2 protein-coding genes are annotated in these 13636 nt (G+C 73.2%); both read right to left on the reverse strand.

Annotated elements, in window-relative coordinates; genetic code table 11:
• Positions 1-8099, reverse strand: an 8099-nt coding sequence (locus ABZX90_RS42400; RefSeq protein ID WP_355213570.1) for a type I polyketide synthase, incomplete at its 3' end; no start/stop codon positions are given.
• A 34-nt stretch (positions 8100-8133) separates the two neighbouring features.
• Positions 8134-13635 carry an SDR family NAD(P)-dependent oxidoreductase gene (locus tag ABZX90_RS42405; RefSeq protein WP_355213573.1) on the reverse strand — a complete coding sequence of 1834 codons (5502 nt, stop codon included), beginning with the start codon at positions 13633-13635 and terminating at the stop codon, positions 8134-8136.
• Position 13636 lies beyond the last annotated feature (1 nt).

The following is a 13636-nucleotide window of genomic DNA, read 5'->3' on the forward strand; positions in this document are numbered from 1 at the left end:
CCCGTGCCACCGCCGGTGATCAGCACCGCGCCGCGCGGCGACCCCCCCGGGGCGGGGCCGGTGGCGCGGGCGGCCCGGACGAGCCGGCGCCCGAAGACGCCCGAGGCGCGGACCGCCACCTGGTCCTCGGCCGTCTGGCCGAGGACGGCGGCCACGCGGGCCGCGGTGCGGGCGTCCAGCAACTCAGGAAGGTCGAGCAGTCCGCCCCAGCGCCGCGGGTATTCCAACGCCGCCGCCCGGCCGAAGCCCCACACCTGCGACTGCGGCGGGCGGTCCACGCGCTCGGAGCGGCCGGTGGCCACCGCGCCGCGCGTGGCACACCACAGCGGGACGTCGACGCCCGCGTCGCCGAGCGCCTGCACCAGGCAGAGGGTCGCGGCCAGGCCGTGCGACAGGCCGGGGTGACCGGCCGAGGCGCTCTCGTCCTCGGCGAGCAGGGACAGCACGCCAGTCACCGGACCGACGCCGGCCAGCTCGCGGGCCAGCGTCCCGCGGTCGGTGCCGGGCCCGGCGACGAGCGTCACCAGTTCCAGGCCGCGCTCGCCGAGCGCGGTGCGGACCGAGGCGGTCCACTCGCTCTCGCCGGCCACGACGAGCAGCCAGGTCCCGGACGCGCCGGGCTGAGGGAGCGCGCCGAGCGGCTTCCAGGTGACGCGGTAGCGCCAGCCCTCGACCACGGACTGCTCGCGGCGCTGACGGCGCCATGCGGACAGCCGGGGCAGGAGCGCGCTCAGCGAGGCGTCCGCACTGACGCCCAGGGTCGCGGCGAGGGACTCCGCGTCCTCGCGCTCCACGCTGTCCCAGAAGCCGGAGTCCGCCGCGTCGGTCGGGGTGCCGGCAGCGGCCAGGTCCCCCTCCCCCTCCCCGTCCAGCCAGAAGCGCTCGCGCTGGAAGGCGTAGGTGGGCAGGGTGACGCGGTGAGCGCCGGGGAAGAGGGCCTGCCAGTCCACGGACACGCCGTGCGTGTGCAGTTCGGCGAGCGCGGTGACGAGGGCCTGCTGCTCGGGGCGGTCGGCTCGGAGTACGGGGATGGTGACGATGTCGTCCACACAGCCCTGCGCCATGCCGCTGAGGACACCGCCGGGACCGATCTCCACGAACGTGGTCACACCCAGCTCGCCGAGGGTCTCGATGCCGTCGGCGAAACGGACCGCCTCGCGGACGTGCCGGACCCAGTACTCGGGCGTGTACGCCTCGGCCGGCCGACCAGTGAGATTCGAGACCACAGGAATCCGCGGCTCGTTGAAGGCAAGACCGCGGACGACCTCGCCGAACTCCTCCAACATCGGATCCATCAGCGGCGAATGGAACGCATGACTGACCTTCAACCGGGACGTCTTACGGCCCTGAGCAGCGAACACCTGGGCAATCGCCGAAACCGCGTCCTCCGCACCGGAAATGACCACGGACTGAGGCCCGTTGATAGCCGCGATACCGACCTCGTCGGTCAGGTACGGCAGCACCTCCTCTTCGGTCGCCTGGACAGCGACCATCGCCCCGCCGGCGGGCAGGGCCTGCATCAGCGCGGCACGCGCCGACACCAGCTTCGCCGCGTCCTCGAGCGACAGCACCCCGGCCACATGAACAGCCGCGATCTCACCCACCGAGTGACCGGCCACGTAATCCGGCCGGATGCCCCACGATTCGAGGAGGCGGAACAGCGCCACCTCGACCGCGAAGAGAGCGGGCTGGGCACACCCGGTCTGATCCAGGGTCTCGACGTCGACGTCGACCGGCGCCTCCAGACGCGCACACACCTCGTCGTACGCATCGGCGAAGGCAGGGAACGCCGCATACAACTCACGCCCCATACCGATCCGCTGCGAACCCTGACCCGAGAACAGAAAGCCGACCCTGCCCTCGGAGCGGGCGTGTCCCAGCGTCACGTTCGCCGCCGGTTCGTCGGCGGCGAGGGCGGTGAGGGCTTGCCGGAGCTGGTCCGAGCCCTGTGCCAGGAGCACGGCGCGGTCCTCGAACGTCTCGCGGGAGGCCAGTGAGAGGCCGATGTCGGAAGCCGTCCAGCCGTCGTTCGCGTCGAGGTGGCCGGCCAGCCTGGCCGCCTGAGCGCGCAGCGCCGGCTCGCCCTTGCCCGACAACACCCACGGCACGAGCGCGCCGGAGTCGGGCGTGGGGGGCAGCTCCGCCGTGACGGGGGCCTGCTCGATGATGGTGTGGGCGTTGGTGCCGCTGACGCCGAAGGACGAGATCGCGGCGCGGCGCGGGCGGTCCGACTCGGGCCATGCGATCGCCTCCGTCAGCAGCCGGACGTCACCGGCCGACCAGTCCACATGCGGCGTCGGCTCGTCCGCGTGCAGTGTCCGCGGCAGGATGCCGTGGCGCATCGCCATGACCATCTTGATCACACCTGCCACACCTGCCGCGGCCTGCGTGTGGCCGATGTTGGACTTCAGCGAGCCCAACCACAGCGGCTGTCCTTCGAGCCGCTCCTGCCCGTACGTGGCGAGGAGCGCCTGCGCCTCGATCGGATCACCCAGCGTCGTGCCCGTGCCGTGTGCCTCGACGGCGTCCACGTCGCCCGGAGCGAGCCCGGCCGAGGCCAGCGCCTGGTGGATCACCCGCTGCTGCGCCGGACCGTTCGGCGCGGTCAGACCGTTGGACGCGCCGTCCTGGTTCACGGCGCTGCCCCGTACGACCGCCAGGACCTCGTGGCCGTTGCGCACGGCGTCGGAGAGGCGCTCCACGAGCACCACGCCCACGCCCTCCGCCCAGCCGGTGCCGTCCGCGTCCGCGCCGAACGCCCTGCAGCGGCCGTCGGGCGACAGGCCGCGCTGGCGGCTGAACTCCACGAAGACGCTCGGGCCGGCCATGACGGTGACGCCGCCGGCCAGCGCCATCGTGCACTCGCCGTTGCGCAGCGACTGCATGGCCAGGTGCAGGGCGACCAGGGACGACGAGCAGGCCGTGTCGATCGTGACGGCGGGCCCTTCGAGTCCGAAGGTGTAGGCCACCCGGCCGGAGACGACGCTGGACGCGCCGCCGACGAGCCGGTGTCCTTCCACGCCTTCCGGCGTGCGGCGCACATCGGCTCCGTAGCCCTGGTAGGCCATGCCGACGAAGACGCCGGTCCGGCTGCCGCGCAGCTGCGCGGGGGCGATCCCGGCCCGCTCGAAGGCCTCCCACGAGGTCTCCAGCATCAGGCGCTGCTGCGGGTCCATGGCCAGCGCCTCACGCGGAGAGATCCCGAAGAAGCCGGCGTCGAAGTCGGTGGCGCCATAAAGGAATCCGCCGTCGCGCGCGTACGTCTTGCCGGGGCGATCGGGGTCGGGGTCGTAGAGGGCCTCGACGTCCCAGCCGCGGTTCGACGGGAAGCCGGAGATGGCGTCGCCGCCGGATGTCACCAGGTCCCACAGCGCCTCGGGCGAGTCGACGCCGCCGGGCAGGTGGCAGCTCATCGCCACGATGGCGATGGGCTCGTCGTCGGCAGCCGTGTGCTGCTTCTGCTCCACGGCGGCCTGCGATCCGAGCAGCTCGCTGTGCAGGAAGCGGGCGAGCGCCGTGGCGTTGGGGTAGTCGAAGACCAGCGTGGGCGGCAGCGCGAGGCCGGTCGCCGTGTTCACCCTGTTGCGGAGTTCGACGGCGGTCAGGGAGTCGAAGCCGAGGTCCTTGAAGGCCCGGTCGGGCTCGACCTCCGCCGCCGAGGAGTGGCCCAGGACGGCCGCGACGTGCGCGCGGACCATGTCGACCAGGGTCTGCGTGCGCTCGGCCTCCGGCAGTCCGGCGAGCCGGGCCGTCAGGGGCGCGGCGTCGGCCGGCGCCGCGGTGCCGGCCGGTGTGACGGTGCCGGCGCGGCGCGCCTCGGGCAGCTCCGACAGCAGGGCGCTCGGGCGGGCGAGGGTGAACGGTCCGATGAACCGTTCCCAGTCGATGTCGGCCACGACGACCGCTGTGTCGTCGCAGTCCAGGGCGCGCTGGACCGCGGTCACGGCGAGTGCGGCGGGCAGGGTGACGACGCCGCGGCGGCGCAGGTGCTCCTCGTCGGCGTCGGTGACCATGCCGCCGTCGGCCCAGGGACCCCAGGCGATCGCGGTGGCGGTCAGACCCCGGGCCCTCCGCCGGGCGGCGAGCCCGTCGAGGAAGGCGTTGCCGGCCGCGTAGGCGGTCTGCAGGCCGCTGCCCCACACGCCGGCGATCGAGGAGAAGAGGACGAAGGCGTCCAGCTCGCGGTCGCCGAGCAGCTCGTCCAGGTGTGCGGCGCCGCGGGCCTTCGCCGCCACCGTGCGGGCGAAGTCGGCCGGCGTCAGCTCGTCGAAGGGGGCGAACTGTTCCACGCCGGCGGCGTGGAAGACGGAGGTGAAGGTGTGCCCGGCGAGCAGCGCCGCCAGCGCGTCGCGGTCGGCGACGTCGCACACGGCGAGGGTGACGCGCGCTCCCAGCTCCTCCAGTTCGGCCTTGAGCGCGGTCGCGCCGGGCGCGTCGGCACCGCGGCGGCTGGTGAGCACCAGGTGTTCGGCACCGGCACCGGCGAGCCAGCGGGCGACGTGCCCGCCCAGCGCACCCGTACCACCGGTGATCAGGACGGTGCCGCGCGGCGACCACGGCCGGCCGGCGCCGCTTCGGGCATGGGCGAGCCGGGCGGTGAACACGCCGGTGGCGCGGACGGCGACCTGGTCCTCCTGGACATCCGCAGCGTCGGCTCCCTGGCTCAGTACGGCGGCGATACGGCCGGCGGCGCGCTCGTCGACGGCCGCGGGCAGGTCGATCAGGCCGCCCCAGCGCCGGGCGTGCTCCAGGGCCAGGGCGCGGCCGAGGCCCCACACCTGGTTCTGCACCGCGCTGAGCGGTGCGTCGTCGGAGCGGCCGGTGGCGGCCGCGCCGCGGGTGGCGCACCACAGCGGCGCGTCGACGCCCGCGTCGCCCAGCGCCTGGGCCAGTGCCACGGTCTGCGCGAGACCCTGGGAGAGCGCGGGGTGCTCGGGCGAGGCGGTCTCGTCGGTCGCGAGCAGCGACAGGACGCCGTCGAGCGATCCGGCTTCGGCTGAGGCCCGGGTCAACTCGCCGGTCAGGGACGCGCGGTCGGCGTCGGCGGCAACCGTCAGCGGGATCAGGTGCGCGCCGCGTCCGGCGAGGGCCGCGCGGACCGTCCCGGCCCACTCGTCGCCCTCGGGCGCGGCGAACAGCCATGTGCTGCCCGAGAGGTCGCCGGCGGACAGGCCGTTCAGCGGCTGCCAGGCCAGCTGGTAGCGCCAGCCGTCCACGACGGACTGCTCGCGCCGCCGGCGCCGCCAGGCGGACAACTTCGGGACCACGACGTCCAGTTCCTCGGGGTTCAGCCCCAGCGTGGCGGCGAGGGACTGCGCGTCCTCGCTCTCGACGCTCGCCCAGAACTCGGCGTCGACCGCGTCCACGGCGGCCGTCTCGGTCTCGGGGGCCTCGGGGGCCTCCAGCCAGTAGCGCTGCTGTTGGAAGGCGTAGGTGGGCAGGCCGACGCGCCGGGCGCCCGGGAAGAGGGCGTGCCAGTCCACTTCTGCGCCGCTGACGTGCAGTTCGGCGAGCGCGGTGATGACCGCCTGCTGCTCGGGGCGGTCGGCTCGGAGTACGGGGATGGTGACGATGTCGTCCACACAGCCCTGCGCCATGCCGCTCAGGACACCGCCCGGGCCGATCTCCACGAAGGTGGTCACACCCAGCTCGCCGAGGGTCTCGATGCCGTCGGCGAAGCGGACCGCTTCGCGCACGTGTCGCACCCAGTACTCGGGCGTGTACGTCTCGGCCAAGCGACCGGTGAGGTTCGAGACCACGGGAATCTGTGGCTCGTTGAAGGCAAGACCGCGGACGACCTCGCCGAACTCCTCCAGCATCGGATCCATCAGCGGCGAGTGGAACGCGTGACTGACCTTCAACCGGGAGGCCTTGCGGCCCTGTTGGGTGAAGACCTCGACGATCTCCAGCACCGCATCCTCGGCCCCGGAGACCACGACCGACCGCGGGCCGTTGATCGCCGCGATGCCGACCTCGTCGGTCAGGTACGGCAGCACCTCGTCCTCGGCCGCCTGCACCGCCACCATCGCACCGCCCGCAGGCAGGGCCTGCATCAACGCAGCCCGCGCCGACACCAGCCTCGCCGCATCCTCCAGCGACAACACACCCGCCACATGAGCAGCCGCAATCTCACCCACCGAATGACCCGCCACATAATCCGGCCGGACACCCCACGACTCCAACAGCCGAAACAGCGCCACCTCAACAGCGAACAACGCCGGCTGCGTCGAACCCGTCTGGTTGAGCTGCTCCGCGTCCGTGTCGAGGGTGACGTCGAGGTGGGCGCGGATCTCGTCGTAGGCCGCGGCGAACGCCGGGAAGGCGTCGTAGAGTTCGCGCCCCATGCCGGCCCGCTGCGAGCCCTGCCCGGAGAACAGGAACCCGGTTTTGTCGCCGTGGCGGGCCGCGTTGTGGACGACGGCAGCGGACGGGGTGCCGGAGGCCAGTGCCCTTACGCCTTCGGTGAGTTCCTCCAGGCTCTCGCCGACGACGGCCGCCCGGCGGTCCCAGGCGGTGCGCGTCGTGGCGAGGGAGAAGCCGATGTCGGCCGGCGAGCGGCCGGGGCCGGTCTGATCGCTTCGGCCGTCCTCCAGGAAGGAGAGCAGGCGCTCCGCCTGGGCGCGCAGCGCCGCGTCGCTCTTCGCCGAGAGCACCCACGGCAGCGCGCCGGCGGCCGGGGCGCCGGCCGGCTCTGCGGCGGGCTCCTGGTCGAGGGCCGGGGCCTGCTCGATGATCGTGTGCGCGTTGGTGCCGCTGACGCCGAAGGAGGAGATCGCGGCGCGGCGGGGGTGGTCCGACTCGGGCCATGCGACGGCCTCGGTCAGGAGCTTGACGCCGCCCGCCGACCAGTCGACCTGAGCTGTCGGCTCGTCCACGTCCAGCGTCTGCGGCAGGACGCCGTTGCGGATGGCCATCACCATCTTGATCACACCGGCGACACCCGCGGCGGCCTGCGTGTGACCGATGTTGGACTTGATGGATCCCAGCCACAGGGGCCGGTCGTCCGAGTGCTCCTGGCCGTACGTGGCGAGCAGCGCCTCCGCCTCGATCGGGTCGCCGAGGGTGGTGGCCGTGCCGTGCGCCTCTACCGCGTCGACCTGGGAGGCGGTCAGGCGTGCGTTCTCCAGCGCCTGCCGGATCACGCGCTCTTGCGACGGGCCGTTCGGGGCCGTGAGGCCGTTGGAGGCGCCGTCCTGGTTGACGGCGCTGCCGCGGATGACGGCGAGCACGTCGTGGCCGAGCCGACGGGCGTCGGACAAGCGCTCCAGCAGGAGCACGCCGACGCCTTCGGACATGCCCGTGCCGTCGGCGGTCGAGGAGAACGCGCGGCAGCGGCCGTCGGGCGACAGGCCGCGCTGCGCACTGAACGCGATGAAGGTGTTCGGCGTGGCCATCACGGTCACGCCGCCGGCCAGGGCGAGCGAGCACTCGCTGCGGCGCAGCGCCTGGGCGGCCAGGTGGAGCGCCACCAGCGAGGACGAGCAGGCCGTGTCGACGGTGACCGCCGGGCCTTCGAGGCCGAGGGCGTAGGAGATGCGGCCGGACACCACGGCGGCGGTGTTCGCGGTGACGAGGTGGGCCTCGCTGTCGCTGTCGCCCTGCCGCTGGAGGTAGGCGTGGTCCTGGCCGTTGGTGCCGACGAACACGCCGGCTCGGGTGCCGCGTGCGGTGACGGGGTCGATGCCCGCGCGTTCGAGGGCCTCCCAGGAGGTCTGCAGGAGCAGCCGCTGCTGCGGGTCCATGACCAGGGCCTCGCGGGGGGAGATCCCGAAGAACGCGGGGTCGAACTCGCCGGCGTCGTAGAGGAAGCCGCCTTCGCGCACGTACGTGCGGCCCGTCCGCCCGGGCTCGGGATCGTAGATCGTGTCCAGGTCCCAGCCGCGGTCGGTGGGGAACTCGGACACGCCGTCGCCGCCTGAGGCGACCAGGTGCCACAGGTCCTCGGGCGAGCCGACCCCGCCTGGGTAGCGGCAGGCCATCCCGACGATGGCGATGGGCTCGGTGTCCTTCGCCTCCAGCTCACCCAGCTGCCTGCGGGTCTGGCTCAGGTCCACCATCACGCGCTTGAGGTAATCCCTGAGCTTGTCGTCGTTCGACATGTTTTACGTCCTCGGTAGCAGTGCGTGAGATGAGTCAGTGAGACCCGAGCTCTTGGTCGATGAGGTCGAACATCTCGTCGTCGGTGGCGGCGTCGATCCGGTCGAGGTCGAAGTCGCGGTCGGTGCCGTGGCCGGCGTCGGCGGTGTTCGCCGCGGCGTCCTGGTGGGTGTCGGTCCACTTCCAGAGCAGCGCCTTGAGCCGGGCGGTGACCTTGTCCCGCACCGCGTCCGTTGGGGCGAGTGCGGTGAGCTGCGCCTCCAGCCGGTCCAGTTCGCCGAGAACGGGTGGGGCCTCGGCGGTGAGGTCGAGCACCAGGTCCTTGTGGAGGAGCCGGGCGATCGCGACGGGGTTGGGGTGGTCGAAGACCAGGGTGGGCTTGAGCCGGAGCCCGGTCGCGGCCTTGAGCCGGTTGCGCAGTTCCACGGCGGTCAGGGAGTCGAAGCCGATGTCCCGGAAGGCCGTGGTGGGCTCGATGCGGGCAGCGGTGGCGTGGCCGAGGGCGGCTGCCGCCTGATGGCGCACCAGGTCCAGCAGGACCTTCTCCTGGTCGGCCTCCGGTATCCCGGCGAGGCGGCGGGCCAGGGCGGGGGTCCCCGCTGCCGCGGCCTCGCCGGCCGCGGCGCCGGTGTCGCCGACGAGGCCGCGGAGGACGGCGGGCAGCATGCCCGCGCGGGCCATGGCGCGCAGTCCTGGAACGTCCAGCCGGACCGGCACGATCACCGGCCGGTCCACGGTGAGGGCGGCGTCGAACAGGGCCAGCCCCTCCGCCGGGGTGAACGGCACGACTCCGGCCCGCCCCATCCGGTTGCGGTCGGCGTCGGTGATCCGGTCGCCCATGCCGCCGTTGTCCGTCCACAGGCCCCACGCCAGCGAGGTGCCGGACAGGCCCGCGGCCCGGCGCTGCCGCGCCAGCCCGTCGAGGAAGGCGTTCGCAGCGGCGTAGCCGGCCGCGCCGGCGCTGCCCAGCACTCCGGCCAAGGAGGAGAAGAGCACGAACGCGGAGAGGTTCAGGTCTCGGGTCAGCTCGTGCAGGTGCAGCGCCCCGTCGGCCTTCGGCCGCAGCACGGTGTCCAGGCGCTCCGGGGTCAGGGCGGTGATCACGCCGTCGTCCAGGGCCGCCGCCGCGTGCACCACGGCCACGAGCGGGTGCTCGGCCGGGACGGAGGCCAGCAGTTCGGCGAGGGCGTCCCGGTCCGCGATGTCACAGGCGGCGACGTCGACGTGCGCGCCCAGCTCGGAGAGGGCGGCGACGAGTTCGCCGACGCCTTCGGCCGCGGGGCCGCGCCGACTGGCCAGCAGTAGCCTCCGTGCGCCGCGTTCGGCGACGAGGTGCCGCGCGAGCGACCGTCCGAGGCCACCGGTCGCGCCGGTGAGCAGCACGGTCCCCTCGGGGTCCCACGCGTGACCGGCGGGCTCCTCGGGCGGGGTGATCCGGGCGAGGCGCGGCACGTACAGCTTTCCGTCGCGCACCGCGGCCTGCGGCTCGTCCAGAGCGGCGAGCGCCGCGGCCAACGCCGGGTCGATGCCGCCGTCAGTGACCATGCCGCCGTTCGTGACCGAGTCGTCCGCGTCGACGAGCAGGAGCCGGTCCGGGTGCTCGGTCTGGGCCGACTTCACCAGAGCGGAGACCGCGACGTGCGCGAGGTCCAAAGCCGTGCCGTCCAGCTCGACGGCTCCGCGCGTCATCACCACGAGCCGCGCGTCGGAGAACCGCTCGTCGGCGACCCACTCCTGGACGGCCGACAGCACATCGGTCAGTAGCCCCCGCGTCGCTGCGGCGGCATCCCCTTCGCTCGGGGCGCAGGGCAGGAGGACGTGGGCGGGCGTGGCCGCACCGCCGTCGACCGCCTTGCGGAGCGCGTCGATGTCGGAGTAAGCACCCTCGTCGCCGAGGACCGCCCAGTCGGCTTCGGGAGCAGTGGCGGGAGCGGAGGCCGCGGTGTGCTCGACCCAGTCGACCTCGAACATCCAGTCCTGGTGCGCCACGCGCGAGGCCAGTATCTGCTGCGCAGTCATCGTCCGCGTCCGGACGGACGCGACCGAGGCGACGGGAGAGCCGTCGGTGTCGGACAGTTCGATCGCCACCGCGTCGTCGCCGGCGGGCCGGATGCGGATGCGTACGGCCCCGGGCCCCGGAGTGTGCACGGACATGCCGCTCCAGGCGTGGGGCATGAGCACCTCGCCGGGGTCTGCGGCGCGGTCCGACGCCGCGATGCCGAGGGCGGCGTCCAGCAGGACGGGGTGCAGGGTGTAGCGGTCCGCCCGGTCCCGCTCCGTGACCGGCAGTTCGGCCTCGGCGTACAACTCGTCCCCGGCGCGCCAGGCGGCGCGCAGGCCCGGACGGCCCTCGACGTCCACGGGTTCGGCACCCGTCGGCGGCCAGATCATCTGGTCGAACTCCGGCGCCGGAGTGTTCCGGGTGAGCTCTCCGGTGACGTGGCGGACCCACGGCTCGCCGGAGCTGCCCGCAGCGGGCCGGCTGAAGACGCGCACCGAGCGCCGGTCAGGGTCGGCGTCCGCACCGATCTGCACCTGGATGCGGACGGCGCCCTGTTCGGCCAGAACCAGCGGGGCCTCCACGTCCAACTGTTCCAGGTACGGGAACCCGGCCTGCCGTCCCGCGGACAGGGCGAGCTCCACGAACGCGGCGACCGGGAGCACCGGCACGCCACCGACCGTGTGTTCCGCGATCCAGGGCAGGTCGGCCGGGGACAGCCGGCCGGTGAACAGCACGTCCTGCGCCCCGGCGGTCTCCACCACCGCGCCGAGCAGGGCGTGGCCGGAGGAGTCCAGGCCCGCCGAGGAGACGTCGAGCGCGGCCGTGCCTTTGAGCCAGTAGCGCTCGCGCTGGAAGGCGTACGTGGGCAGGTCGACACGCTGGGCGCCGGGGAACAGCGCCTGCCAGTCCGGGGAGACGCCGTGGGTGTGCAACTGCCCGACGGCGAGCGTGAGCGCCTGGGGTTCGGGACGGTCGGTACGCAGAGCGGGAACGGTGACGATGTCCGCGTCGTCGAGGCAGCCCTGGGCGAGGGCGCTCAGCACGCCGCCCGGGCCGATCTCCACGAACGTGGTCACACCCAGCTCGTGCAGGGTCCGCACGCCATCGGCGAAACGGACCGCCTCACGGACGTGCCGGACCCAGTACTCGGGGGTGTACGCCTCGGCCAGGCCGCCCGTGAGGTTGGAGACCACCGGGATCCGCGGCTCACTGAAGGCAAGACCGCGGACGACCTCGCCGAACTCCTCCAGCATCGGATCCATCAGCGGCGAGTGGAACGCGTGACTGACCTTCAACCGGGAGGTCTTACGGCCCTGACCGGCAAACACCTCGGCAACCGCCATGACCGCGTCCTCAGCGCCGGAGACCACGACCGACTGAGGGCCGTTGATCGCCGCGACACCGACGTCGTCGGTCAAATGCGGCAGCACCTCGTCCTCGGCCGCCTGCACCGCCACCATCGCGCCGCCCGCAGGCAGGGCCTGCATCAACGCAGCCCGCGCCGACACCAGCCCCGCCGCATCCTCGAGCGACAACACACCCGCCACATGAGCAGCCGCAATCTCACCCACCGAATGACCCGCCACATAATCCGGCCGGACACCCCACGACTCCAACAGCCGAAACAGCGCCACCTCGACGGCGAACAACGCGGGCTGCGTCGAACCCGTCTGATGAAGCGTGTCCGCATCGACGTCGACCTGGGCGTCCAGAAGCGCGCACACCTCGTCGTAGGCCGCAGCGAACACGGGGTACACCTCGTACAACTCGCGCCCCATGCCGATCCGTTGCGAGCCCTGACCCGAGAACAGGAACCCGACTTTGCCCCGGTCGGCCCCGGCGCGCCCCGTCACCACCTGTGCCGCGGGCTCGCCCGCCGCGAGGGCGGTCAGGATCGCGCGCAGCTCTTCCCCGTCGGCGCCGACGACCGCCGCCCGATGCTCCAGCGCCGAGCGGGTGGCCGCCAGCGAGAACCCCACGTCGGCCGGTGACGCGGCCGCGAGGTCCACGGACGACAGCAGTCGTTGTGCCTGCTCTCGCAGCGCCTCCCCGGTCTTCGCGGAGAGTACCCACAGCACCACCGTGGTCCGGGCCCGCAGCAGTTCCTCGGCCACGCCCTCGCCTTCAGTCGTGTCGTCGGCCGGGTCCTCCGCCTCCGGTTCGGGCGCCTGCTCGAGGATCACGTGCGCATTGGTGCCGCTGATCCCGAACGACGAGATCCCGGCCCGGCGAGGGTGGTCCGTCTCCGGCCACGCGATCGCCTCGGTCAGCAGGTCGACCGAGCCGGCCGACCAGTCGACCTGCGGGGTCGGCCGGTCCACGTGGAGGGTCTTCGGCAGCACGCCGTGCTGCATCGCCAGCACCATCTTGATCACACCGGCGACACCTGCCGCGGCCTGCGTATGGCCGATGTTGGACTTCAGCGAGCCGAGCAGGAGCGGCCGTTCGCGCTCTTGTCCATAGGTCGCCAGCAGCGCCTGCGCCTCGATCGGGTCGCCGAGGTTGGTGCCCGTGCCGTGTGCTTCGACGGCGTCGACCTCCTCGGCGGACAGCCGGGCACCGGCCAGCGCTTCGAGGATCACGCGCTGCTGCGAGGGGCCGTTCGGCGCGGTCAGGCCGTTGGACGCGCCGTCCTGGTTGACGGCGCTGCTCCGGACGACCGCGAGCACCTTGTGGCCGAGCCGGCGGGCGTCCCGCAGCCGCTCCACGAGCAGCAGGCCGGCGCCTTCGGACCAGGACGCGCCGTCCGCCGCCGCCGCGAAGGACTTGCAGCGGCCGTCGGGGGCGAGTCCGCGCTGGCGGCTGAACTCGACGAAGGCGCTCGGGCCCGCCATGACCGTCACGCCGCCGGCGAGCGCCATGGAGCACTCGCCGGTGCGCAGCGCCTGCACGGCGAGGTGCAGGGCGACGAGCGAGGACGAGCAGGCGGTGTCGACCGTGACCGCGGGGCCCTCGAAGCCGAAGGTGTAGGCGATGCGCCCGGAGGCGACGCTGCCGGAGTTGCCGGTGCTCATCAGCCCCTCGACCCCTTCGGGGAGGACGCCGGGCGTGAAGCCGTAGTCGTGGTACATCAGGCCCGCGAAGACGCCGGTGCGGCTGCCCTTGAGGCCGGCGGGGTCGATGCCCGCGTGCTCGAAGGCCTCCCAGGCGGCCTCCAGCAGCAGCCGCTGCTGTGGGTCCATGGCCAGCGCCTCACGCGGCGAAATCCCGAAGAACTCGGCGTCGAAGTCCGCCGCGTCGTGCAGGAAGCCGCCCTGCCGGGTGTAGACCTTGCCGGGCTGCTCGGGGTCGGGGTCGTAGAGTGCGTCGACGTCCCAGCCGCGGTCCTCGGGGAACTGCGAGATGGCGTCCTTGCCCTCGGCCAGCAGCCGCCACAGCTCCTCGGGGGAGCTGACGCCGCCGGGGAACCGGCAGCTCATACCCACAATCGCGATCGGCTCCTGGTCGCGGGCCTCCAGCTCGCGCACGCGCCGCCGAACCTGGCGCAGGTCGGTGGTGGTCCGCTTGAGGTAGTCCCGGAGCTTGTCTTCGTTCATC

It is taken from the genome of Streptomyces sp. NPDC002935, assembly GCF_040611295.1.
Classification (GTDB): domain Bacteria; phylum Actinomycetota; class Actinomycetes; order Streptomycetales; family Streptomycetaceae; genus Streptomyces.